Raw genomic sequence first — 24,590 nt, forward strand, 5'->3', positions numbered from 1 at the left:
TAGCTGGGGAGATACTCAATGACGCACGCCCGAGGGCAGCTGGCCTTCACCGACGACGTTAGCCGGGACCTGGAGCTGCTGGAGTACGGCCTCGACCCCAGCCTGGATACGCCTCTCCTGCCGAATGCGGCCGTCTACACCGCGCTGCAAAACGTTGTCCGCCTCGCCACGGAGCTTTGCGGCGCCCCGCACGGCGTGGTGAACATCATCAGCGCCGGACACCAACACCAGGTGGGGGCGTGGGGCGTTGAAGCGGGCGTCTGCTCCCGCGACGATTCCATGTGCGCCAAGGTGTTCCTCTCCAGGGAAAAGACCGTGGTTCCGGATGCGTCGCAGGACCCGCGGTTCGCCGACAACCCGTTTGTCACCGGCGACATCGGCAACGTCCGCTTTTATGCCTCCATCCCGCTGGAAACAGCATCGGGCTTCGTCCCGGGAACCCTCTGCATTTTTTCCGACGAGCCCAAAGAGCTGGGCGCGGAGCAGGTCCGCATCCTTGAGGTCCTGGCAAAGCAGGTTGTCGAACTGCTGGAGCTGCAACACCGCTCATCCCAATTGGACCGCGCGTACGCCGAACTGAAGGACACCAACGCTAAGCTGAAGGACTCCAATGCGAAGCTGGAGGACTCCAACGCGAAGCTGAAGGACAGCAACGCGAAGCTGGCCGCCTTTGCAGGACGCGTCAGCCACGATCTCCGCATACCGCTGACCACCATCCTCGGTTACGCGGAGCTGGTGGAGAGCGATCCGGACATCAAGGCTGGCAGTGCGGTCGCCAAGTACCTTGAGCACATCGGGTTCAGCGGACGCCGCATGCTCGGAATGCTTGAGGATGTCCTCAGCTACTCGCGCGTGGGCGGCGGCATTCAGCCCACGCAGGTGTCCCTCAAGGACACCGCCCTGAACGTCGCACGGGACCTCGGCATCGAGGACGCGGGCATCATCGAAGCACAGGACCAGACACTCCGGGCGGACAGGGGACAGTTCCGCATGCTGATCCAGAACCTGGTATCGAACGCGATCAACTACCGCAGCCCGGAACGGGACCTCCGCGTCCGGATCACCGGCGTCTCGAACTACCAGGGCGTGACGGTTTCCGTTGCCGACAACGGCAAGGGGATCGATCCCGACGACCGGACGAAGGTCCTGGAACCGCTGGTGCGCCTGCTCCGACAGGGCGACGGACCAGGCATGGGCCTGGGCCTGTCCACCTGCCACAAGATCGCCGAGGCGCACGGCGGCGAACTCATGCTTTCGGAAACCCCCGGTGGCGGAACCACCGTCACCGTCACCTTCCCCGCCGGACTCTAGGCCCGCCAGGCCTCAGTCGTTGCCCTTGCGCAGCGCATCGGTGAGGACACGCGCGGCGTTGCAGACCACTTCTGCGTGCAGCCGGCCCGGCTGGCGGGTGAGGCGTTCGATCGGCCCGGAAATCGAGACGGCGGCGATGACCCGGCCGGACGGTCCGCGCACCGGTGCGGAGACGGAGGCGACCCCCGGCTCGCGTTCGCCGAGGCTCTGGGCCCAGCCACGGCGTCGTACACCCGCCAGGACGGTGGGAGTGAAGCGGGCATTCTGCAGGCCGTCCAGCAGCCGGTCGTGGTCCTCCCAGGCGAGCAGCACCTGGGCCGCGGAGCCGGCCTTCATGGACAGCTGCGTGCCGACAGGGATCGTGTCCCGCAGGCCGATCGGGCGCTCCGCGGACGCGACGCAGACGCGCCAGTCACCCTGCCTGCGGAAGATCTGCGCGCTTTCGCCGGTGGCATCGCGGAGCTGGATCAGCACGGGCCCGGCGGAGGCGATCAGCCTGTCCTCGCCTGCGGCCGAGGCGAGTTCCACCAGGCGGCTGCCGAGGACGAAGCGGCCCTGGATGTCCCGGCTCACCAGGCGGTGGTGGACAAGGGCCAGGGCAAGGCGGTGCACGGTGGGCCGGGCGAGGCCCGTTGCGGCCACCAGCTGCGCGAGCGTGGTAGGCCCGGCCTCAAGTGCGTCCAGCACCTGGGCCGCTTTATCAATGACACCGACTCCACTAGAATTGTCCATGTATTGATATTGCCGTCTCAATATCTGAGATGCAAGTTGTTTCGCTGGCGCACTTGGCGGCGCTCATGTTCAGTGGATGTAGACAATCCAACCGCAGTGAAGGGAGCAGGCCGTGGGGAAAACACTGGCCGAGAAAGTTTGGGATGCGCACGTGGTGCGCAAGGGTGACGGCGAAGGAACCAACGCCCAGCCTGACCTCCTGTTCATCGACCTGCACCTCGTGCACGAAGTGACTTCTCCGCAGGCATTCGAAGGCCTGCGCCTGGCCGGCCGCCAGCTGCGCCGCCCGGACCTCACTATCGCCACCGAGGACCACAACACCCCCACCCTGGAAATCGACAAGCCGATCGCGGACCTCACCAGCCGTACCCAGATCGAGACCCTGCGCGCCAACTGCAAGGAGTTCGGCGTCCGCCTCCACTCCCTGGGCGACAAGGAGCAGGGCATCGTCCACGTCGTCGGCCCGCAGCTCGGCCTGACCCAGCCCGGCATGACCGTGGTCTGCGGCGACTCGCACACCTCCACCCACGGTGCGTTCGGCGCGCTGGCCATGGGCATCGGCACCTCGGAGGTGGAGCACGTCATGGCCACCCAGACGCTGTCGCTCAAGCCGTTCAAGACCATGGCCATCAACGTCGAGGGCACGCTGCGTCCGGGTGTCAGCGCCAAGGACATCATCCTGGCTGTCATCGCGAAGATCGGCACGGGCGGCGGCCAGGGCTACGTCCTGGAATACCGCGGTTCCGCGATCCGTGCGCTGTCCATGGAAGCGCGGATGACCATCTGCAACATGTCCATCGAAGCCGGTGCCCGCGCCGGCATGGTGGCTCCGGACCAGACCACCTACGACTACATGCAGGGCCGCCCGCACGCTCCGGAAGGCGCCGACTGGGACGCCGCCGTCGAGTACTGGAACACCTTGCACACCGACGCCGACGCAATGTTCGACGTCGAGGTGGACCTCGACGCCGACACCTTGGAGCCGTTCGTGACCTGGGGAACCAACCCGGGCCAGGGTGTTTCGCTCAACGACGCCGTGCCCTCGCCCGAGGACTTCGGCGACGAGAACGCCAAGCTGGCCGCAGAGCGTGCCCTGCAGTACATGGGCCTGGAAGCCGGAACCCCGATGAAGGACATCCGCGTGGACACCGTCTTCCTGGGGTCCTGCACCAACTCCCGCATTGAGGACCTGCGTGCCGCCGCCGACGTGATCCGCGGCCGCGCCAAGGACCCGAACGTGCGGATGCTGGTGGTGCCGGGTTCTGCCCGCGTCCGCCTGGAAGCCGAGGCCGAGGGCCTGGACAAGGTGTTCAAGGACTTCGGTGCCGAATGGCGCTTCGCCGGATGCTCCATGTGCCTTGGCATGAACCCGGACCAGCTGGCCCCGGGGGAGCGCTGCGCCTCCACCTCGAACCGCAACTTCGAAGGCCGCCAGGGCAAGGGCGGCCGCACCCACCTAGTCTCGCCGGTGGTGGCCGCAGCGACCGCAGTGCGCGGCACGCTCAGCTCGCCGTCTGACCTGGAATCCGTCTCCGTCGCCGCCAGCGACGCCGCCTAGGAGGACCCCTTGGAAAAGTTCACCACCCACACCGGCATCGGTGTCCCCCTGCGCCAGAGCAACGTGGACACGGACCAGATCATCCCCGCCGTCTACCTGAAGCGCATCACCCGCACCGGCTTCGAAGACGCCCTCTTCGCCGGCTGGCGCAAGGACGAATCCTTCATCCTGAACCAGGAACCGTTCAGCGCCGGCTCCGTGCTGGTGGCCGGTCCCGACTTCGGCACCGGCTCGTCCCGCGAGCACGCTGTCTGGGCCCTGAAGGACTACGGCTTCAAGGCCGTGCTTTCCTCACGCTTCGCCGACATCTTCCGCGGTAACTCGGGCAAGCAGGGGCTCCTGGCCGCACAGGTGGCCCAGGACGACATCGAGCTCATCTGGAAGGTGCTGGAAAACAACCCCGGCACCGAGGTCAAAGTGGACCTGGTCTCGAAGACGGTCGAATGCGGCAACGTGGTGGCACCGTTCGAGATCGATGACTACACGCGCTGGCGCTTGCTGGAGGGCCTGGATGACATCGGCCTGACCCTGCAGCACGAAGGCGACATCACCGCCTACGAGGCCACCCGGCCGTCCTTCAAGCCGAAGACGCTCCCCGCGCGCGGCTGACGCCGTTCCAAAGAAACGCCGCCGTCGAATCAGCAATTCGGCGGCGGCGTTTCCTGTTGTCCGCCGTTCCGGTCAATTCCTGCCCGGATGCGGCCCTCTGTTAAGGTTCTTTAAATGCACAAAAACCTGATGATCTACGGCAGCTGTGTGTCCAGGGACCCGTTTGAAGAACTCGGTTCCGAGTACGCATTGCTCGGCTATGTTGCTCGTCAGTCCATGATCAGCGCACTTTCCCGGCCAACGGAACTCCTCAACGGCGAGGCCCTGGCCTCCTCCTTCCAGAACCGTTCCCTCAATGGGGACCTGAAATCGAACCTCCTGCCGACGCTTCGGCGCCATGCGGCCGACATTGACCTGCTGGTCATCGACCTGACCGACGAGAGGCTGGGCGTCTTCCGCCTCCCCGACGGCACCTATGTGACCCGCTCCTCGGAACTCATGCAGTCCGGCCGGCTGGCGGGAATCGCGGGAAGGTACCGCCTCATCGAGCCGGTCACCGAGGAACACTGGACCCTCTGGGAGTCCGCGGCCAACCGGCTTTTCGGTGCATTGACGGCCATGGGGCTGCGCGAAAAGACGCTCGTGCTGGGCACCCCGTGGGCACGGGTGACGGAGGCCGGGGAAGCCGTGCCGCCGTTCAAGGACCGCGAAACGGACGTCGAACTGGACGCCTATTTCGCCGAATGCTGCGCCCACATCAGGAGCCTTGGCTACACGGTCGCGACCCTTCCGCAGGAGCTCAGGGTTGGCCAGGCCGACCACAAATGGGGTGCGGCGCCGTACCACTTCGGAGCCGTCGCCAGGCAGTGGATTGCCCGCCAGATGGAGGCAGCGGCCTCCGGTGTTGCGGTAGCCTAGCGGCTCCGTTCCGCGGCGGCACGGCGCTCCCGGCCGGGCCCGCCCGCATTTCGGATCATTAACCCCAGCTTCTATGCTTAGCTTGAGCCCTCGGCAGTATGGGGGCATCAACTCGTGAGGAAACGGTATAGATGAGCAGTGTCCTGACAATCCGCGGCGGTGTACCGCTGGCCGGCCGTGTTACCGTCCGTGGCGCAAAGAACCTTGTGCCCAAGGCCATGGTCGCGTCCCTGCTGGGAAATGAGCCTTCGGTGCTCCGGAATGTCCCGGAAATCAAGGACGTCGAGGTTGTTACCAGCCTGCTGAAACTGCACGGCGTCACCGTGGAGAAGGATCCCGTCACCGGTGACCTGACCCTGGACCCCAAGGACGCCAAGACGGCGTCCAGCACGGCGATCGACGCCCATGCAGGCGACTCCCGCATCCCGATCCTGTTCTGCGGCCCCCTGATCCACGCGATCGGTGAGGCTTTCATCCCGGACCTGGGCGGCTGCAAGATCGGCGACCGCCCCATCGACTTCCACCTGGACGTGCTGCGCCAGTTCGGCGCCGTGGTGGAGAAGCGCCCCGGCGGCATCCACATCTCGGCGCCCAAGGGCCTGCAGGGGGCCAAGATCTCCCTGCCGTACCCGTCCGTCGGCGCCACTGAGCAGGTGCTGCTGAGCGCCACCCGCGCCGAAGGCATCACCGAACTCAGCGGCGCGGCCACGGAACCAGAGGTCATCGACCTCATCGCCGTGCTCCAGAAAATGGGTGCCATCATCAGCGTCCAGACGGACCGCACCATCAGGATCGAAGGCGTCAAGGACCTCGGCGGCTACGACCACCGGGCCCTCGCGGACCGCAACGAAGCCGCGTCCTGGGCCTCGGCCGCGCTGGTCACCCGCGGCGACATCTTCGTCGAAGGCGCTTCCCAGCGCGACATGATGACCTTCCTCAACACCTACCGCAAGGTGGGCGGCGGCATGGACATCCGCGAGGACGGCATCCGCTTCTACCACCCCGGCGGCAAGCTGAGCCCGCTGGTCCTGGAAACCGACGTGCACCCCGGCTTCATGACCGACTGGCAGCAGCCGCTCGTCGTCGCCCTGACCCAGGCCGAAGGCGTGTCGATCGTCCACGAAACCGTCTACGAAAACCGCTTCGGCTTCACCGAGGCCCTGAGCCGCATGGGCGCCACCATCCAGGTGCACCGCGAATGCCTGGGCAGCGTCCCTTGCCGCTTCGGCCAACGCAACTTCCTGCATTCGGCCGTAATCTCCGGCCCGACGCCGTTGAAGGGCACCGACATCGACATCCCGGACCTCCGGGGCGGATTCAGCCACCTCATCGCGGCGCTTGCGGCCACCGGAACCTCCCGCGTCACGGGCATCGACATCATCAACCGCGGCTATGAGCGCTTCACCGAGAAGCTGGCCGGCCTCGGCGCAGACTTCGACATCACTGAATCCAAGTAAGCGGGGGAACCTTTGAAGGAATCGGCCAAGAGCCGTGCCACGTTCGTGCTCCTTGCGGGGATTGCACGGCCGTTGATGAACATCCTGATGGCCAAGAAATGGGACGGCCTCGGGAAACTTCCCAGGGGCGGCTTCATCGCCGCACCCAACCATTGCACCGAGATCGACCCCATCGTGATCGGCCACATGCTCTACAACCAGAAGCGGCCGCCGCACTTCCTCGCCAAGGCCGGGCTGTTCAAGGCCCCCGTCATCGGGTCCCTGCTGCGTGCCACGCACCAGATTCCGGTGGAACGCTCGACGGCGGGTGCGAACCGCTCGCTGCAGTCGGCCCAGGAGGTGGTGGACGCCGGCGGCGCCATCATCATCTACCCCGAAGGCACCCTGACCCGCGACCCGGACCTGTGGCCGATGAAGGGCCACACCGGCGCCGCCCGCCTGGCCATCCAGACCGGGGCACCCGTGGTCCCCATGGCGCACTGGGGAGCCCACGAAGTGTTCCCGAGGTACGCCAAGCGCTTCCACATCTTCCCCCGGAAGACGTCCCGCGTGCTGATCGGCGACCCGTTGGACCTCAGCAGCTTCGCGGACCGGCCGCTGGACCGCACCACCCTGAACGAAGCCACAGAGCTCATCATGGACGCCATCACCAAGCTCCTGGCTGAACTTCGCGGCGAGGAGCCTCCGGCGGTACGCTGGGACCCCGCGGCACACAACCAGTCCAAGCAGGGCCGCTTCCAGGCCCGCGGCACTGAGGGGCCCGGAAGTACGGCGAAGCCAGGGAGCACAGTAGAGCCCAAGAGCACGGCCAAACCGGGGGAACGTCAGTGAGCGGCGCCGGCACCGACTGGGAACCCGCGGTTGTCGCCGTCCTGGGCGCCGGCTCCTGGGGAACCACCTTCGCCAAGGTCCTCGCCGACGCCGCCGCGGCCACGGGCAAGGAACGCAGCATCCGGATCTGGGGACGCCGCCCCGAGGTCGTGGAGCAGATCAACACCCTGCACCTGAACGAGCAGTACCTGAAGGACACCCCGCTGCCGGAGTCGATCACCGCATCGACCGACGTCGCCGAGGTCCTGGACGGCGCGGAACTGGTGATCCTGGCGGTACCCGCCCAGTCCCTGCGCCCCCAGCTCAAGGACTGGAAGGAACTCGTGGCGCCCGGCGCCGTCGTGGTTTCCCTCATGAAGGGCCTCGAGCTCGGCACCGATTCGCGCATGAGCCAGGTGATCGCCGAGGAACTGGACATCCCGGACAGCCAGGTGGCAGTGGTCTCCGGCCCCAACCTGGCGATGGAAATCGCCCGCCAGGAGCCCACGGCCTCCGTGGTCGCGTGCAGCGATGAGGACACCGCGGCCGCTATTGCGCACTGCTGCACCGCGCCGTACTTCCGCCCCTACACCAGCACCGACGTCGTCGGCGTGGAGATCGGCGGCATCGTGAAGAACGTCATCGCCCTCGCCGTCGGCATCTGCGAAGGCAAGCAGATGGGCGACAACACGAAGGCCTCGGTCATCACCCGCGGCCTGGCGGAAACCTCGCGCCTGGCCCTCGCCCTGGGCGGAGACGCCCACACGATGGCCGGCCTCGCCGGCCTCGGCGACCTCGTGGCCACCTGTTCCTCGCCTCTGTCACGCAACCACACCGCGGGCCGGCTCCTCGGCGAGGGGCTGACCCTCGACGAGGTCACGGCCAAGATGACCCAAACGGCGGAGGGCATCAAATCCGGGTACGCTGTCAACGAGCTGGCCGTCAGCCTCGGCGTCGACATGCCGATCACCGCGGCCGTGGTGGCCGTGCTGGAAGGCAGACTTTCCGTTGATGAACTCGGGCCCCGGCTCCTTGCCCGCTCCCTGAAGTCCGAAGGCGATTACTGACTGTGACCGAAAAGATCCAGACCACCGGAACTCCCGACGGCGGCCGGCGGCCGCGCATCGCCGTGCTGTTCGGCGGCCGCTCCAGCGAGCACGCCGTCAGTTGCGTGACGGCGGCCGGAGTGATGGGCGCGATCGACAAGAGCAAGTACGACGTCATCCCGATCGGGATCGCGAAGACCGGCCAATGGGTGCTCCCCAGCGGGGATCCCAGCCAGTGGTCGCTGAGCTCGGCGGAACTGCCGGAAGTGGCCCCCTCGGGCAAGACCGTGACCCTCGCCGAAATCGGCGGCACGCACCAGCTGGTGGTCACCGAACCAAACGCCGTCCCGCAGGAGCTCGGCTCCGTGGACGTTGTCTTCCCACTGCTGCACGGACCGTGGGGCGAGGACGGCACCATCCAGGGCCTGCTGGAACTCTCGGATACCCGCTATGTGGGCGCCGGCGTGCTGGCCTCCGCCGTCGGCATGGACAAGCACTTCATGAAGGTGGTCTTCGAAGCCGCCGGGCTGAAGGTGGGGCCCTACGTGGCCGTCACCGACCGCGAATGGAGCAACGACGCCGAAGCCGTCCGCAAGCGGGTCGACCGCCTGGGCTACCCGGTGTTCGTGAAGCCCGCCCGCGCGGGATCCTCGATGGGGATCTCCAAAGTGGACTCGCTCGACGGACTCGACGCCGCCATCGAGGAAGCCCGCCGCCACGACCTCAAGCTCGTGATCGAAGCCGGTATCAGCGGCCGTGAGATCGAATGCGCCGTGCTCGAAGGACGCGGCACCGATGCCCCGCGCACCTCCATGCCCGGCGAAATCGCCGTGACCTCTGGCGGGCACGAGTTCTACGACTTCGCCGCCAAGTACGTCGAGGACGGCGCCGCGGCCTTGAGCTGCCCGGCGGACATGCCGGAGGAAGCGATCGCCCGCGTCCGCGAGCTTGCCGCCGCGGCGTTTGACGCCGTCGGCGCCGAAGGACTGAGCCGGGTGGACTTCTTCTACACCCCGGACGGCGAGCTCATCATCAACGAGATCAACACCATGCCCGGGTTCACACCCAAGAGCATGTACCCGCAGATGTGGGCCGCGTCCGGCCTGCCGTACGCGGAGCTGATCGACGAACTCATCTACCTCGCGCTGAACCGCAAGACCGGCTTGCGCTGAGCAGTCACCTGCTCTTCGGCAGGTTCTGTAGGTCTTCCTGGCCCACGCAGTGGCGCACGGCCTTGATCTTGCTGGCTGCTTGGGCCAGGTCGGCCAGGACCGTTGCGGAACTGATGACGTTCGGGTCCATGAGGATTTCGGTGGCGGGCTCCCGGCCGTAGGTGGTCAGGGTCCACACAGGGTTGCCCTCCTTGATCACCCAGTCGACGTCGTTGACGGTGACGCAGCGGTCGGTGGTGGGGCCGGGGACGTTGACGCCGCACCGCAGGACCACCTGCGAGGGCTCGCCCCACGCCGCGGTGGCCTGGCTATTCGTCTTGCGCAGCTTGGCGTCGCCGATCGCGTCCGGAAGCGCCACCATCATCGGGGCGCAGGCCGGGTTCGCGGCATCGGACGCCGCCTTGACGTCCACGGCGGGAGAGCAGGCGGAAAGGGCCAGCAGCGACGCGGCCGCGGCAAGTGCCGCGATCCTCGGGCGGAGACGCGGTGTGCGGAAATGCGGGCCGGACGGAAAATTCACCCCCCAAGCCTATGTGCCGCGGGCAGCCGGAGCGAACCTGAGGAAAGGCTGGAAGGCCTTATCTGCCTGTCATGGGATGATGGCGTGAACAGTTTTGCCCTGGGGAACGAAGGAATACACGGATGCACAACGACGAAATGCTGCCCGACGCCACGCAGGATGAGCAGAGGCCGCGGAAGAAGAAGTCGCACACCGCGCGCAATGTCCTGCTGGGCTTTTTGGCTGTGGTCCTGGTCGCGGGAACGATCAGCGGCGTCTACTTGATGAACCTCGCCAACAGCTTCAACACCAAGACCCAGAAGATCGAGCACGCCTTCCCCGAGGAGTCCACCCGGCCCACCAAGCCCACCCTTCCCAACGGGGGAGAGGCAACGAACATCCTGGTGCTGGGCAGCGACTCCCGCTCCGCCACGGTCGATACCGCGGAGAAGGGAGCTCCGTCTGACCAGCGCTCCGACTCGATGATGCTGGTCCACATCCCCGCTGACCGGAAGAACATCTTCATCACGTCCATCATGCGCGACACCTGGGTGGACATCCCGGGCAACGGGAGTGCCAAGATCAACGCGGCCATGGCGCTCGGCGGCATCCCGCTGGTGGTACAGACAGTGGAAGGCATCCTTGACACCCGCGTCGACCACGTTGCCGTGATCGACTTCGAAGGTTTCAAGTCCATGACCGACGCCCTGGGCGGCGTGGAAGTGAATGTCCCCATCGCCTTCAGCGCCCGGAACTTCGACTTCGCCAAGGGCAAGCAGGTGCTGAGCGGGGACAAGGCGTTGGTCTTCGTCCGCGAACGCTATGCCTTCGCCGACGGCGACTACCAGCGGGTGAAGAACCAGCAGCTTTTCATGAAGGCCCTGCTGGGCAAGTTCCTGACCACCGAGACCCTTACCGACCCGGGCAAGATCAACGCCGTGGTCGACGAGGTTTCCCCCTACGTTTCGGTGGATGAGACCCTGGACGCCGTGGCTGTGGGCAAGCTCGCACTCGAACTGCGCAACGTGCGTTCCGGCGATGTGGAGAGCTTCACCCTTCCCAACAGCGGAACCGGCTGGTCCGCTGACGGCCAGTCGATTGTGGTGGCGGACCAGTCCGCAATCGACGCCCTGAAGAAGGCCCTGAAAGAGGACAAAGTGGGCGAGTACCTTAAAGCCGAGGGCATTGCCAATTAGTCCAAATCAAGGACGTGATGCGGCTTCGCGCCACGGAGTGAATTATGCTGGACACGATCTTATTGACGGAACCGACTGATTCGCTTTGACTAACCGGCCGGGTTTGCCAGCCTCAGCAGCGGCGGGCAGGACCTGCCGCAATCGCTGCGGGGGGCAACGATGAGGAAGTATTGCAGTGGGGTACGCAAGTGCGCCGCGGTGCTTGCGCTTGCCGTGACCCTGGGAATCCAGGCGGGGGCCGCACACGCGGAAGAGACCCCCGGCCCGATCATCGACAACCCGGTTGACCCGGGGACCATCATTCCCGGGACTACGGACCCCATCGACCTCGGCGGGACAACCGAGCCCGGCACCGGTGACCCCGCAACGACCGACCCTGGCACGACCGATCCCGCGCCTTCCGGTTCCGAAACGAGCGGTCCGGTGACCAACCTTCCCGGAACCATACTTCCCGACGGAGAAAGCGGAGGAACCGTTACGAATCCGGTGGAGCCCGCGCCGAACCCGGTTCCCCAGACCCCGGCCGCACCCGCGCCCGCCCCTTTCATCGTGGAGCAGCCAGCCGTCCAGCCGCTCCAGGATCCGGGCGCCGGGCAGATCGTTCCCCAGCCGGAGACCCCGGCTGCCACCACCAGCACCACCCCCGCTCCGAAACCTGCCGTCCCCGCGAAGACCGCAGCCCCTGTGCCCATCCCTGAACCGGTGGCAAAGACCCTCGACTCCGTGGTTTCGGTGGCCACCGGCAGCCCGTTGCACGTACAGATCATCACGGTCCTTGCGCTGCTCGGGGCCGGGTTTGCCTACTTCCGGTTCATGGGCTCCAAGTCCCCGAGGACGCCGGTCCGGAGCCATAAGTAAGCCCAATGCAGACCGCCACACAAGCAGGCGTTGACGAACAACGCTGCGAGGATACTCCGCGCCTGACTCTCGTCACCCATTCCTATTGGCCTGAGAGCAGCCCGCCACAGCGCCGTTGGACCGCCTTCATCAAGGAGTTCGCCGCCGCAGGGTGGAACGTCGACGTCGTCGCGCCGGTCGCGCACACGCCTTACGGACGCCGTGAGCTTCCCCGCGATACTGCCGGCTGGCCTATGCGCAGCCAGGAGGGCCCCAACTCGGAACTGATCGTGCGCGTGCCGTACCTCCGGCACGGCGCCTCACACCTCGCGCGCTTCCTTGACCAGTGCTATTCCGCGGCGCTGTCCGTGCCGCTCGGCCTGCTGACCCGGCGGCCCGACGTCGTCATTGTCACGGCTCCCAGCCTCCCGACCCTGGGAGCCGGGTATGTCCTCTCGCGGTTGCGGCGGGTTCCGCTGATCGTAGAGATGCGGGACGCCTGGCCGGACCTGGCCCGCGACGCCCGCCTCGTCCAAGGCAAGGTCAAGAGCCTGGCTGAGTACGCCGTCGAATTCGTGCAGCGCCGGGCGGACCTGGTGGTCACCGTCACCGAAGGCTTCGCGTCGACCCTCAGGAGCCGCGGACTGGCCAACGTGGCCACGGTCAGCAACGGTGTCCGGTTGGAACAGATCCCCACCCTCGGGCCTCCCGCCCTGGAGCGGGACACCTTCGAAGTCCTGTACCTGGGCAACCACGGCAGGAGCCAGAAGCTCGACATCGCCATCCGGGCCAGCGCCCTGGTGGGCGATTCCATGCACCTGCACATGGTGGGCAGCGGAGTGAAACGCCGCGAACTCGAGCAGCTCGCGCTCGAACTGGACGCGCCCGTGACCTTCCATGACCCGATGCACGGCAAGGACGTCATGGAGCGCTACGCGTCGGCGGATACCTGCCTGGTCTCCCTCCGGGACGACTGGAAATCCTTCGAGACCACGGTGCCGTCGAAGACCTACGAGGTTCTCGCCGTCGGCCGGCACGTCACCGCGGTGGTCCGCGGCGAGGCCGCCCGCATCATCGAAGACGCCGGCGCCGGGGACATCGTTGAGAGCAGCCCGGAGGCACTGGCGTCCCTGTGGACCGCGCTGGCCAAGGACCGCGGCCGGCTGATCCGCAACGGAGACGGCCGGCAATGGGTCAAGGAGCACGCCGACTACCCCTTCCTCGCTGCGCGCTACATGGAGCTGATCAAGGACGTCCTCGCTACTTCCCGGAGGCGCCGCCGATGAAGGAGCTCCTCACCAACCTCCGCCTCGCGGCAGGCACCGCGCGCGAACACCTGGCCGACGACCCGGCACTGCTGGCCCTCCAGGTCTCGCGGCGGATGCCGTCCCGCCTGGTGCGCACACTGGCGAAAGCCGCGACCAAGGCCGCCGGGCCCGGTTCGTCGAATGGACCCGTGCTGCTCGCCGGACTGATGGCGGGCGAAGACCAGGACGTGGTCCGGCGGCTCGAAGCGGCCCTCACGCACGGCACTCCGTCCGCGGCGCACAGCAGGGCGATGGCCGACGTCGCGCTGGTCGCCAACCGCCCCGACCTCGCCGATTCCTTCCTCCGCCACTCCGCCGGGGCCCGCCACCACCGCGCCGCGCAGGCACGCAGGTTCTGGTACGACGGCGACGTCAGCGCCGCCGTCGGGATCCTGGACGGTGCCGCCAGCGGAGCCGAGCGCCGGCAACGCAACCGGCTCGCCGCAGAGCTGCGGCTCCTTGAGGGGTGGACGCCCACCCTCGCACCCGTGCCGTACGAACCGCGCCAGCGCAGGGTGCTGCACGTCCTCACGAATTCGCTGCCGCACACCGCCAGCGGCTATGCCCAACGCTCGCATTCGGTCCTCCTGGCCCAAAAGGACGCAGGCTGGGACACCATGGCAGTGACCAGGGTGGGCTATCCGGTGCAGGTGGGCAAGCTCGCTGCACGGCACCGCGACGTGGTGGACGGCATTGCCTACCAGAGGTTGCTGCCGGCCCGCCTGGCCCCGACCGTCGACGGACGCCTCCAACAGCAGGCCGAGGCGCTGCTGGAGCTGGCGCTCGAGTTCCGGCCGGCGGTGCTGCACACGACCACACATTACGTGAACGCCCTCGTCACCCGTGCGGTCGCCGAAGCGCTCGGCATTCCCTGGGTCTACGAGGTCCGCGGGCAACTTGCCGACACCTGGGCATCCACCCGTGGACCCGAGGCGAAGAACAGCCAACGGTACCGGCTCTTCCAGGAACGCGAAGCGGAAGCCATGCGTTCCGCGGACCTGGTGGTGACCCTTGGCGCGGCGATGAAGGAGAACATCGTCTCCGCCGGCGTGCCGGGGGAGAAGGTCCTCGTGGCGCCGAACGCCGTGGGCGGCGACTTCCTGGCCGAACCGAGGCCGGCAGCGGAGGCGCGCTCGCAGCTCGGCCTGGACCCGGGCGCCCTGTACATCGGCACGGTCAGCAGCCTGGTGGCCTACGAAGGCCTTGACGACTTGGTCTCGGCGTTCGCCCTGCTGGCGCCGCAGCACCCGCGGCTGAAGCTGCTCATAGTCGGCGACGGCGTGGCGCTGCCGGCACTGCGCGAACAGGTACGCGCCGCCGGGCTGGAGCACCGGGCAGTGTTCACCGGGCGGGTTCCGCGGCACCAGGCCCACCAGTACCATCAGGCCCTGGACGTGTTTGTCGTGCCGCGCAAGGACCTGTCGGTAGCCCGGGACGTGACACCATTGAAGCCGGTGGAGGCCATGGCCTGCGCCCGTCCGGTCGTAGCCAGCCGGCTCCCGGCGCTCGGCGAGATCGTGGAGGACGGCGTCACCGGTTTCCTGGTGTCACCCGAACATCCGCATGGCCTGGCCGCGCGGATCGCCGAACTCCTCGCGTCCAAGGAACTGCGGAAAGCGTTCGGCGAGGCCGGCCGCAAGGCGGTCCTGGAAACGAGAACCTGGCAGGCGAACGCCAGGGCCCTGGCCTCGGCCTATGCGAATTTGATGGAGGCACTACGTTGAGCACGGAAACACCCGCGAAACCCCAAGGGCCCCAGCCGACCGCGGTGGCCACCTCCGTGAACCTGCGCGACCTGCGCCGGGTCGGCGCGCGCCCGCCGCTGCTCGACTACCTGGTGTCCCTGTGGGACTACCGGCACTTCGTGTACTACGATGCCCAGGCACGCGTGCAGACCGGCAACGAGCAGGACAAGCTCGGCCGGGCCTGGCTCGTCCTGAGCCCGCTCCTCAACGGGCTGATGTTCTACCTCATCATGGGCGTGCTCCTGAAGTCCGGGCACGGCATCGAGAACTTCGTGGCCTACTTGGTGATCGGCGTGTTCCTCTTCCAGATGTCATCGCGGGCGATCTCCGTCTCCTCGCGGGCCATCGCCGGGAACAAGAACGTCATCCATGCCTTCCAGTTCCCCCGGGCGAGCCTGGTCCTTGCGGCCAACCTGAGGGAACTGTTCGCCAACATCCCGGTGCTGATCACGATGCTCGTCCTGGTGATCGTCCTGCCGCCCGCCGAGGAAATCTCCCTGCGCTGGCTCATGCTGGTTCCGGTGGTGGGCCTGCAGTTCCTCTTCAACCTCGGGCTCGGCCTGATCCTGGCGCGCCTGGTCTCCATGTTCAACGACGTGAACCAGCTGATCTCCTACGCGCTGCGGCTGTGGATGTACATGTCCTGCCTGTTCTTCTCCATCGACAAGTTCGACTCGGTTCCGTGGCTGAAGAACGTCATGGAATACAACCCGCTTTACAACGTGGTCCACCTCGCGCGTGAAAACGTGCTCTACGGAAGCTTCGGCGGCTGGCGGGCGTGGGCGATCCTCGCACTCTGGTCCCTGGCGACCCTCGCAATCGGAATGGTCTTCTTCTGGAAGGGGGAGGAGTCCTATGGCCGAGAGCTCTGATCTGAACTTCATCGAAGGCACTCCAGCCGTCGTCATCGACAAGGTCAGCATGACCTACCGGACCACCAGCCGCAGCCGGGACGGATCTTCCGCGCCGGCAGTCCGCTGGAAAGGGTTCCGCTCCGCCGTCAGCCGCACAAAGGCCGTGGAAGTGCCGGCACTCAAGGAACTTTCCCTCGTGGTCGAACACGGGGAGTCGGTCGGCGTCATCGGCCGCAACGGATCGGGCAAGAGCACGCTGCTCAAACTCGTCGGCGGCCAGGTTCCGCCCACTTCCGGCGCTGTCTACGCCACCTCGACGCCCGTGATGCTCGGCGTCAACGCGGCACTGATCCCCGGGCTCTCAGGCGACCAGAACATCGTCCTCGGTTGCCTGGCCATGGGCATGACCCACCAGCAGATCGACGCCAAGTACGACGCGATCGTGGAGCTCTCCGGCCTCGAAGAAGCCATCCGCATGCCCATGAAGTCCTACTCGGCGGGCATGAGTTCACGGCTCCGCTTCGCGATCGCGGCCAGCATCGATCCCGAGATCCTCATCATCGATGAGGCCTTGAACACCGGCGACGCCCAGTTCAAGGACCGCACGCGCAAGAAGATGCTCGAACTGCTGGGCCAGGCGGGCACGGTCTTCCTGGTGAGCCACAGCATGCCCACCATCAAGGAGCTGTGCAACAGGGCGATCTGGATCGACCAGGGCGAGCTGATCGCCGACGGCGAACCGGACCACATCATCAAGTGGTACCGCATGTTCACCCAGAAACTGGCCGAAGGCGACCGCTTCGGCGCCATGAAGCTCCGGCGCCGGATGATCAACGACCTGGAAGTCGCTGACGTCGCCGACCGCAACTCCCTGAGGCGGTCCCGCGCGTGAACGAAGGCTTGAAATCCGTTCGCAAGTTTCTCTGGCACCTGCGGACCGGCGGGCCCGCCCAAGCCAGGACATGGCTTGAGCGCGAGGCCGCCGCAGCAGGGTACCGCAAGCTTGAAACGGTCCGGGGAGCCGAAGGCGCCTGGGTGGGCCGTGGTCGCCGGAAGCGGCTCAGGTTCCGGCCGGCGGAGCCCGGCCGACGGCGGGACGCACCGGAGGCCCCAGCCACCGTGGCGGTCATCCTTGACGACTTCTCCCTGCTCGCCTTCGGCGAAGAGTGGAACTGCATCCAGCTCTCGCCCCGGGACTGGGAGGACCAGCTCTCCGAAAACCCGGTTGACCTGCTGTTCGTCGAATCCGCCTGGGCAGGGAACGGCGGACGCTGGTCCGGGAAGATCGCAGGGGCCGGCGGCGACCCGGCCCTGTCCGGGCTGACCTCCTGGTGCCGGGCACACGGCATCCCCACGGTCTTCTGGAACAAGGAAGACCCGCCCCACTACGACGACTTCATTACCGCCGCGAAACTCTTCGACGTCGTCTTCACCAGCGACTCCGGCCGGCTGGACGCCTACCGGAAGGACCTCGGGCACGACAGGGTGGACGTGCTGTCCTTTGCGGCACAGCCGCGGATCCACAACCCCGTGCGGCCAAGGTACGGCTGGCACGAACGGGACGTCGCGTTCGCCGGGATGTATTTTGCCGAAAAGTACCCCGAGCGGCGCCAACAACTGGACCTCCTGCTCTCCGCCGCCGTGGCAGCCTCGCCGTCCATGGACACCGGCCTGGAGATCTTCGCCCGGCACGCCGGCACCGACCCGAAGTACCGCTTCCCGGAACCATTTGAAAACCGCGTGGTGGGCTCGCTGGATTACGCGGAAATGCTTACCGCCTACAAGGCATATAAAACGTTCCTCAACGTGAATTCGGTGGTGGATTCGCCCACCATGTGTTCACGGCGGGTATTTGAGGTATTGGCCGCCGGGGCCAACATCGTCACCACGCCCAGCAAAGCGATCGGGAATTACTTTTCCGACGACGAAATCTTCAGCGTCTCAAACGAGGCCGAAGCGGAGCAACTCCTCAAAGCGCTCGCGCGGAATCCCGAATTGGGCGACCGGCAGCTGCACCGGGCGCAGCGCCGGATCTGGCAGGAGCACACTTACCGCGCACGCAGCGACCAGGTTTTGGCGGCCGCCGCGCCGCACCTGGCCCGGCCCCCGCTGCGGCCCTCCGTGTCCGCCCTGGTGTCCACCATCCGCCCGTGGCAGCTTGAGCACGTCTTCCGGACCGTGGCGAGCCAGCGCGACGTCGACGTCGAACTCGTGCTGCTGACGCACGGCTTCGACGTCGAGCCCGGGGAACTGGACCGCTTGCGGAAAACGCACGGAGTAGAGGACGTGGTCCTGCTTGCCGCAGGCAAGGACCGGAGCCTGGGGGAGTGCCTGAACCAGTGTGTTTCCGCGGCCTCCGGGGACGTGTTCACCAAGATGGATGACGACGACTATTACGCGCCGGAATACCTGAGTGACCAATTGCACGCGCTGGGCTTTTCGGCCGCCGACGTTGTGGGAAAACAGGCCCATTACATGTACCTCGAAGCGCCGAACGCCACGCTGCTTCGCTTCCCGGAGTGGGAGCATCGTTATACTCGAACGGTCATGGGCCCAACCATCATGGCTTCGGCGGACACGTTCCGAAGCACTCCATTCGCCGCTCTCGGCAGCGGAGAGGACAGCCAATTCCTCAGAGATGTAGTGGCTGACGGGCTCATCGTCTATTCCTCAGACCGGTTCAACTACTGTCAACAGCGTGCCAGCACAGGGCACACATGGAAGGTAAGCGATTCCGAACTGCTCTCCAGTGGTTCTTTGAAATTTTTTGGAAACTACAGGGACGAAGTCTCTGTCTAAACGGGGGTGTTTGGAATGAATACAATCGAAAACGTAGCGGTCGTCGGTCTTGGTTACATTGGTTTGCCGACTGCAGCAATCCTGGCCGGAAACGATATCCACGTCATCGGCGTTGACGTCAACCAAGGCACCGTGGACGCGGTCAACCGTGGAGAGGTTCCGTTCGTAGAACCGGACCTTGCATCGTACGTGGCCGGTGCGGTCAGCCAGAAGAAGCTCAGCGCTTCACTGGAAACTCCGGCGGCACAGGCGTACATCGTGGCCGTACCCACGCCGTTCAACCCGGACCGCACCGCGGACGTCACCTACATCAAGGCCGCGGCGCGCGCCATTGCCCCGCAGCTCGTGGGCGACGAACTCGTGATCCTCGAGTCCACGTCCCCTCCCGGTACCACCCAGCTGCTGGGCGACTACCTCATCAGCCTGCGTCCCGACCTGAGCCTGGATGGCGCCGACGGCAAGCCGGCCATCCACGTGGCCCACTGCCCGGAGCGCGTGCTGCCCGGCCGCATCATGATCGAGCTCGTCACCAACGACCGCATCGTCGGCGGCCTGACGCCCAAGGCCGCCGAACTGGCACGGGCCCTGTACGCAGTCTTCTGCCAGGGCGAAATCCTGGTCACCGACGCGGCAACTGCCGAAATGGCCAAGCTCGTGGAGAACTCCTACCGCGACGTCAACATCGCCTTCGCCAATGAACTCTCCGTCATCAGCGACAAGCTCGGCATCAACGTCTGGGAACTCATCAAGCTGGCGAACCACCACCCGCGGGTCAACATCCTGCAGCCGGGCCCCGGCGTCGGCGGCCACTGCATCGCCGTCGACCCGTGGTTCATCGTGGCGGCAGCGCCCGAGGAGGCACAGCTGATCCGCCAGGCCCGGGAGACCAACGACGCCAAGCCCGAATGGGTCGTCAAGAAGGTCCTCGACGCCGTAGGCGACAAGGCTGCCCCGAAGGTCGCAGTGCTTGGCCTGGCGTTCAAGGCAAACATCGACGACCTGCGCGAGTCGCCCGCGGTGGCCATTGTGGAGAAGCTGAGCGCGAAGGTCGACGGCGCGGAGCTGCTGGTCGTGGAACCCCACGTCGAGAGCCTGCCCCGCCAGCTCGCAGGCCTGGCCAACGTCACGCTGGGCGACGCCGCGGCCTCCATCGAGGCAGCTGACGCGGTCCTCCTGCTCGTGGACCACGACGACTTCAAGGAGATCGACCGCACGGTCCTTGAAGGCAAGGCCGTGATCGACACCCGCGGAATCTGGCAGTAGGAACGGAGGGCTCGGAGACCTGTTGATGAAGCACCCTGACGAATCGGCACAGACTTCCGCTTTGCAGTTGGCGAAGCGCAGACGGTACGCGAGCGACACGGACGAACTGATCCGTGAGTACGAACGTGTCGTCAAGGAAGCCAAGAGACAAGCCAGGAAGGCCGGAGACCTCGACAAGGACCTGCGGGCCATGCGCCGCGCCAGGGACGGCTTCAAAGACAGGCTCACCCGGGCCGAGGCTGAAAACACGCAGCTCAAGACCACCCTTCGGAGGCTCCGGCAATCCCGGAGCCTCCGGCTCGGGCGGTCCCTGACGGCACCGTACGCTATGGCTAAGCGGGCCGCACGGAAGCTGAAGGCGGCTGCGTCGTCGTTCCGTCCGGCGTCGTTCTTCCCGACGGCGAAGCCCGCCCTGCCGGCGGCTCAGCCGGCAACTGCAGCGGCTCAGCCCGCGACCGCGGCTGCGAAGGCCCCGGCGGCTGCCCCGAAGGCTGCGCCGTCGAAGCCCACGGACGCGAAGCCCGCAGCTTCCAAACCCGCGCCGCGCAAGGAAGCTCCCGCCCACGAGCAGCTTCTCGCCGAGTTCCAGGCCGCTCCCTCCAAGGGGAGCCTGCTGAAGCTGGTGATGCACGAATACTTCGTCCGCGGCGACGTCGCCCTGCCGGCCTCCCGGATTTCCGAACACCGGGACCTCTTGACCGCACTCACGGCCAAGGACAAGCAGATTGTCGAAAACATCCAGGGACAGAACGCCCTCCTGGAATCCGGGATCTTCGTGTCACCGAAGCAGCCCAATCCCGGTTACCTCGTGGAACGCGGCCGGGTCATGTACTGTGCGCACAGCACCGGCCACTTCAACAGCAACGGATACTCGACCCGCACGGCCGGTCTCGTCACCGGCCTGGTGGACAACGGCGAGGACGTCGTCGTCGCGGCCCGTCCCGGCTACCCCTGGGACGCACGCACCGACGTGCCCGCACCCGGCCAGCGCAGGTTCGAACGCAAGATCGCCGGCGTCCCGCACGTCTTCAACCCGGGCCCGGACCTGTCGAAGGACCGGCTCGACCACTACCTGATGAACGCGGCGGACGTGATCGTCCGGGAAGCGCAGCGGAACCGCGTCGCCGTCATCCACGCGGCCTCCAACTACGTCACGGCGCTGCCCGCCCTCATGGCCGCCCGGCGGCTCGGACTTCCCTTCGTCTACGAAGTCCGGGGCATCTGGGAGATCACCGAGCTCTCCAACAAGCCGTGGTGGAACGAAAGCGACCGCTACAAGCTCGCCGTCAAGCTTGAAGCCCTGGTGGTCCAGGAGGCGGACCGCGTCCTGGCGATCACCAAGCAGGTCCGCGAGGAACTGATCAGCCGGGGCGCCGACCCGGCCACGATCGAGCTCCTCCCGAACTCGGTCGACACCGATGCCTTCAAACCGATGCCGCCAAAGGCCGATCTCCGGGCCAAGCTCGGCCTGCCCGAAGACGCCACCGTGATCGGCTACACCGGCAGCCTCGTTGCCTACGAAGGCCTGCCCGACCTTCTGGAAGCCACCAGGATCCTGGTGGACCAGGGCCTGGACGTGCGCTGCGTGATCGTCGGCGACGGCACGCAACTTAGTGAATTGAAGAAGACCGTCGGCGAGCTGGGACTCGGCAAGCATGTCGTCTTCACCGGACGGGTTCCGGCGAAGTCGGTCAAGGACTACGTGAGCCTGTTCGACATCATGCCTTGCCCGCGGCGCCGTTTCCCCGTCACCGAAATGGTTTCGCCCCTCAAACCTCTCGAGGCCATGGCCAGTAGCAAGGCCGTGGTCCTGTCCGACCTCGGACCGTTGCGGGATCTTGCCGGCCGTTCCCAGGACCGGGCCCTGCTCTGCAGCCCGGGGGACCCGGCGTCCCTTGCCGCCGTCCTGCGCCGCCTGGTCGAAGACCCCCAGCTGCGCTCGGAAATGGGCCGACGCGCCCGGTTGTGGACCATCGGGCACAGGACCTGGGCCCAGGCTTCCGAAACGGCAGCGGCCACGCACGCCGCGGCACGCTCCATTGCCGGCACCCCGGATGCAGCGAAGCCCCTCCGCGCCCACCGCATCGGCATCATCGCGGACCAGTTCACCACGGAAGGCCTCCTTCCCGAAGCCGAGTTCGTGGTCCTCGACCCCGCCACCTGGCGGAGCCAGCTTGAGGCCAACCCCATCGACGCCCTGTTCGTCGAATCCGCCTGGGAAGGCGTCGACGGCCTGTGGCGGCAGAAGGTCGGCTACTACGGCGACGAGCCCTTCGCGGTCCTGCGGAACCTGCTGCGGTACTGCAACGCCAACGCGGTGCCGACCGTCTTCTGGAACAAGGAAGACCCCGTGCACTTCAACCGCTTCAGGGTTACGGCCAAGTACTTCGACCACGTCTTCACGACCGACGCCGAATGCATCCCGAAGTACCTCGAAAGCGCCGGCGGCCGGCTGAAGACCGTGGCTTCCCTGCCCTTTTACGCACAGCCGAGCCTGCACAACCCCCTGCCGTCGGAGCGGCCCTATGAACACTCCGTCGCCTACGCGGGTTCCTACTACGGCGAGAAATACCCGAAGCGGTCCACCGAGCTGGCACGCCTGCTCGGCGCCGCACGCAACGCCGGCCTGGCCATCTACGACCGCCAGCATCTCAACCCGGACAGCCCCTACCGCTTCCCGGCGGAACTGGCCGGCTACGTCCGCGGCGGCCTGGCCTACGGGGACATGGTGGATGCCTACAAGGCGCACCCGGTCCACATCAACGTCAACTCGGTGGACGCCTCGCCCACCATGTTCTCCCGGCGGGTCATGGAAGTCGCAGCCTCCGGCGGCGCCGTGGTCAGCGGCACGGGCCGGGGGGTCCGTGAGGTCCTCAACGGCCTGGTGCCGGTGGTTTCCAGCAAGGACGAAGCCGAACTCATCATCGAAGAATGGATGGGCAACGAAGCGGTCAGGCTGCGCGATGCCTGGCTTGCCTACCGCTACGTCCACCGCGGACACACGGCCGGGCACCGCCTGGCCTTCGCCCTCCGCACCGCAGGCCTGGTGGTCCGCGCACCGGAGCTTCCTTCCTATGCCGTCTTCCTTCCGGAGGCCACCCCGGAACTGTTGGCTGAAACGCAGGCCCAGACGGTGCGTCCCCGTGCGGTCTTTGCCCCGTCCGGCCACGACGGCGTCAGCTACGCCGTCGACGTCGAAGACGCCCGCCGGAAGGCGGCCGAACAAAGCATCGATTTCCTCGGCAGCCTCCCTGGCGACACCGCAGACCGGACGGCCTTCGAGGACCTCCTGACGGCCACCACGTTCGGTGCCTGGGACAGGATCGGCTACAGCGAAAGCGGACTCGGAACCAAGGGCCTCGGGCTCGTCCAGCCCGGCACCGGGAACCCGGAGCTGCCCGCCATCGCAGCGACCGGCACCGGGGACGGTACCGGCATCCGGACTTCCGACGCGGCACTCACAGTGCGCAGGACCCTGCTCCGCAGCGAACGCCCGGCGGTTGTCCACGACGTGGCTCCCCGGAAGCAGACGGTCCTGGTCGCCGGCCACGACCTGAAGTTCGCCACCGGCATCGTCGAGGAACTCCAGCACCACGGACACACCGTCGTCTTCGACAAATGGCTGGACCACAACAAGCACGATCCGGAACAGAGCGAAGCGCTCCTGAAGACCGCCGACGTCGTCTTCTGCGAATGGGGGCTCGGCAACGCCCTCTGGTATTCGAAGAAGAAGCTTCCGCATCAGCGGCTGGTAATGCGGGTCCACTCCCAGGAGATCTTCCGCCCCTACCTCAAGGACGTCGCCTTCGGCGCAGTCGATTCCGTGGTCTTCGTCGGCCGGCACATCGCGGACATCGCAGTGCGGGACCACAAGGTGCCTGCCAAGAAGTCCGTGATCGTGCCGAACCCGGTGAACCCGGCCGGCGACGCGCAGGCCAAGGACGACGACCACCGCTTCCACTTGGGCCTGGTGGGAATCGTCCCGGCCCAGAAGCACCTGGACAGGGCGCTGGACGTGCTCAAGGCACTCCGGGCGAAGGACAACCGCTACCGGCTATTCGTCAAGGGCAAGCGGCCCGAGGAATTCGCCTGGATGGCCAACCGCCCCGAGGAAATGCGCTTCTACGAGGAGCAGTACGCGCGGATCGCCGAAGACCCCGACCTGGCCGGAGCCGTCACGTTCGACCCGCACGGCAACGACATGGCGGAGTGGTACGGGAAGATCGGCGTGGTCCTGTCCGTGAGCGATTTCGAATCATTCCACCTGACGCTCGCAGACGGCGCCATGAACGGCGCCGTCCCGGCCAGCCTCGCCTGGCCCGGCGCAGACCAGATCTACCCGACGTCGTGGCTGGCCGCGAGCGTCGACGAAATGGTGCAGCACATCGAGGAGAAGACCGCTTCCCCTGAAGGATGGCGCGCCAACGCGGCGGAGGCCCGGGCCTTCGTGGAGCAGCGCTTCAGCAAGGACGAGGTACTCACAGCCCTCTGCGCCCGGATCCTGGGCGCGCCGGTGCTGACGGACGGCGGTCGGTAG

19 protein-coding genes are annotated in these 24,590 nt (G+C 66.6%); 17 read left to right on the forward strand and 2 right to left on the reverse strand.

What is annotated here, in order from left to right; all coding sequences use genetic code 11:
- The first annotated feature begins 18 nt into the window (after positions 1-18).
- On the forward strand, positions 19-1,311 hold the full coding sequence (locus tag D3654_RS04900) for a GAF domain-containing sensor histidine kinase (RefSeq protein ID WP_120520407.1): 1,293 nt from the start codon (positions 19-21) through the stop codon (positions 1,309-1,311).
- 12 nt (positions 1,312-1,323) lie between these two features.
- Here the strand turns inward: D3654_RS04900 and D3654_RS04905 are convergent, their stop codons facing one another.
- On the reverse strand, positions 1,324-2,043 hold the full coding sequence (locus D3654_RS04905; protein ID WP_115788811.1) for an IclR family transcriptional regulator: 720 nt from the start codon (positions 2,041-2,043) through the stop codon (positions 1,324-1,326).
- A 112-nt stretch (positions 2,044-2,155) separates the two neighbouring features.
- Here D3654_RS04905 and leuC point away from each other — a divergent pair, with 112 nt between their 5' ends.
- From leuC to D3654_RS04940, 7 genes are all read left to right on the forward strand, one after another.
- On the forward strand, positions 2,156-3,601 hold the full coding sequence (leuC, locus tag D3654_RS04910) for a 3-isopropylmalate dehydratase large subunit (RefSeq protein WP_120520408.1): 1,446 nt from the start codon (positions 2,156-2,158) through the stop codon (positions 3,599-3,601).
- Positions 3,602-3,610: 9 nt separating this feature from the next.
- A complete protein-coding gene (leuD, locus tag D3654_RS04915) occupies positions 3,611-4,210 on the forward strand; it encodes a 3-isopropylmalate dehydratase small subunit (protein ID WP_120520409.1) in 600 nt (199 codons plus the stop codon).
- 114 nt (positions 4,211-4,324) lie between these two features.
- Complete coding sequence (locus D3654_RS04920; RefSeq protein ID WP_120520410.1) at positions 4,325-5,068, forward strand: DUF6270 domain-containing protein; 744 nt, start codon at positions 4,325-4,327, stop codon at positions 5,066-5,068.
- 131 nt (positions 5,069-5,199) lie between these two features.
- Positions 5,200-6,525 carry a UDP-N-acetylglucosamine 1-carboxyvinyltransferase gene (gene murA / locus D3654_RS04925; protein ID WP_120520411.1) on the forward strand — a complete coding sequence of 442 codons (1,326 nt, stop codon included), beginning with the start codon at positions 5,200-5,202 and terminating at the stop codon, positions 6,523-6,525.
- A 12-nt stretch (positions 6,526-6,537) separates the two neighbouring features.
- Positions 6,538-7,356 carry a lysophospholipid acyltransferase family protein gene (locus D3654_RS04930; protein WP_120520412.1) on the forward strand — a complete coding sequence of 273 codons (819 nt, stop codon included), beginning with the start codon at positions 6,538-6,540 and terminating at the stop codon, positions 7,354-7,356.
- The gene (locus D3654_RS04935) at positions 7,353-8,402 is read left to right on the forward strand and encodes an NAD(P)H-dependent glycerol-3-phosphate dehydrogenase (RefSeq protein WP_120520413.1); all 1,050 of its coding nucleotides are present in this window, start codon (positions 7,353-7,355) and stop codon (positions 8,400-8,402) included. Before D3654_RS04930 ends, D3654_RS04935 begins: the two co-directional genes overlap by 4 nt.
- A 2-nt stretch (positions 8,403-8,404) precedes the next feature.
- Entirely contained in the window at positions 8,405-9,553 is a 1,149-nt protein-coding gene (locus D3654_RS04940) for a D-alanine--D-alanine ligase family protein (protein WP_205571734.1), read from the forward strand.
- Between the two features lie 4 nt (positions 9,554-9,557).
- Here the strand turns inward: D3654_RS04940 and D3654_RS04945 are convergent, their stop codons facing one another.
- Positions 9,558-10,022: a DUF3515 domain-containing protein gene (locus D3654_RS04945; RefSeq protein WP_120520440.1), complete on the reverse strand. Its 465-nt coding sequence runs from the start codon at positions 10,020-10,022 to the stop codon at positions 9,558-9,560.
- Positions 10,023-10,195: 173 nt separating this feature from the next.
- On the opposite strand from D3654_RS04945, the gene D3654_RS04950 reads away from it, so the two are divergent.
- The 9 genes from D3654_RS04950 to D3654_RS04990 all read left to right on the forward strand — a co-directional run bounded on the left by D3654_RS04950 (position 10,196) and on the right by D3654_RS04990 (position 24,590).
- Positions 10,196-11,248 (forward strand): LCP family protein, encoded by a 1,053-nt coding sequence (locus tag D3654_RS04950; RefSeq protein ID WP_245413092.1) that lies wholly within the window; start codon positions 10,196-10,198, stop codon positions 11,246-11,248.
- Positions 11,249-11,446: 198 nt separating this feature from the next.
- Positions 11,447-12,106, forward strand: a complete 660-nt coding sequence (locus D3654_RS04955; RefSeq protein WP_120520414.1) for a hypothetical protein — start codon at positions 11,447-11,449, stop codon at positions 12,104-12,106.
- 5 nt (positions 12,107-12,111) lie between these two features.
- Positions 12,112-13,371 carry a glycosyltransferase family 4 protein gene (locus D3654_RS04960; protein WP_120520415.1) on the forward strand — a complete coding sequence of 420 codons (1,260 nt, stop codon included), beginning with the start codon at positions 12,112-12,114 and terminating at the stop codon, positions 13,369-13,371.
- Complete coding sequence (locus tag D3654_RS04965; protein WP_120520416.1) at positions 13,368-15,116, forward strand: glycosyltransferase family 4 protein; 1,749 nt, start codon at positions 13,368-13,370, stop codon at positions 15,114-15,116. Before D3654_RS04960 ends, D3654_RS04965 begins: the two co-directional genes overlap by 4 nt.
- On the forward strand, positions 15,113-16,009 hold the full coding sequence (locus D3654_RS04970) for an ABC transporter permease (protein ID WP_120520417.1): 897 nt from the start codon (positions 15,113-15,115) through the stop codon (positions 16,007-16,009). Before D3654_RS04965 ends, D3654_RS04970 begins: the two co-directional genes overlap by 4 nt.
- A complete protein-coding gene (locus D3654_RS04975; RefSeq protein WP_120520418.1) occupies positions 15,993-16,883 on the forward strand; it encodes an ABC transporter ATP-binding protein in 891 nt (296 codons plus the stop codon). Before D3654_RS04970 ends, D3654_RS04975 begins: the two co-directional genes overlap by 17 nt.
- 227 nt (positions 16,884-17,110) lie before the next feature.
- A complete protein-coding gene (locus D3654_RS04980; protein ID WP_245413093.1) occupies positions 17,111-18,790 on the forward strand; it encodes a glycosyltransferase family protein in 1,680 nt (559 codons plus the stop codon).
- A 15-nt stretch (positions 18,791-18,805) separates the two neighbouring features.
- Positions 18,806-20,053, forward strand: coding sequence for a UDP-N-acetyl-D-mannosamine dehydrogenase (wecC, locus tag D3654_RS04985; protein WP_120520420.1), 1,248 nt, complete (start codon positions 18,806-18,808; stop codon positions 20,051-20,053).
- 25 nt (positions 20,054-20,078) lie between these two features.
- Entirely contained in the window at positions 20,079-24,590 is a 4,512-nt protein-coding gene (locus D3654_RS04990; protein ID WP_120520421.1) for a glycosyltransferase, read from the forward strand.

This window comes from Arthrobacter celericrescens, from assembly GCF_003614925.1.
GTDB classification, from domain to species: domain Bacteria; phylum Actinomycetota; class Actinomycetes; order Actinomycetales; family Micrococcaceae; genus Arthrobacter; species Arthrobacter celericrescens.

Excerpts from the sequence above, each read along its gene's own strand:
- D3654_RS04900 (WP_120520407.1), top strand. The coding sequence starts at position 19 with ATGACGCACGCCCGAGGGCAGCTGGCCTTCACCGACGACGTTAGCCGG.
- D3654_RS04905 (WP_115788811.1), bottom strand. The coding sequence starts at position 2,043 with ATGGACAATTCTAGTGGAGTCGGTGTCATTGATAAAGCGGCCCAGGTG.
- D3654_RS04920 (WP_120520410.1), top strand. The coding sequence starts at position 4,325 with ATGCACAAAAACCTGATGATCTACGGCAGCTGTGTGTCCAGGGACCCG.
- murA (WP_120520411.1), top strand. The coding sequence starts at position 5,200 with ATGAGCAGTGTCCTGACAATCCGCGGCGGTGTACCGCTGGCCGGCCGT.
- D3654_RS04950 (WP_245413092.1), top strand. The coding sequence starts at position 10,196 with ATGCACAACGACGAAATGCTGCCCGACGCCACGCAGGATGAGCAGAGG.
- D3654_RS04960 (WP_120520415.1), top strand. The coding sequence starts at position 12,112 with ATGCAGACCGCCACACAAGCAGGCGTTGACGAACAACGCTGCGAGGAT.
- D3654_RS04965 (WP_120520416.1), top strand. The coding sequence starts at position 13,368 with ATGAAGGAGCTCCTCACCAACCTCCGCCTCGCGGCAGGCACCGCGCGC.
- D3654_RS04975 (WP_120520418.1), top strand. The coding sequence starts at position 15,993 with ATGGCCGAGAGCTCTGATCTGAACTTCATCGAAGGCACTCCAGCCGTC.
- wecC (WP_120520420.1), top strand. The coding sequence starts at position 18,806 with ATGAATACAATCGAAAACGTAGCGGTCGTCGGTCTTGGTTACATTGGT.
- D3654_RS04990 (WP_120520421.1), top strand. The coding sequence starts at position 20,079 with ATGAAGCACCCTGACGAATCGGCACAGACTTCCGCTTTGCAGTTGGCG.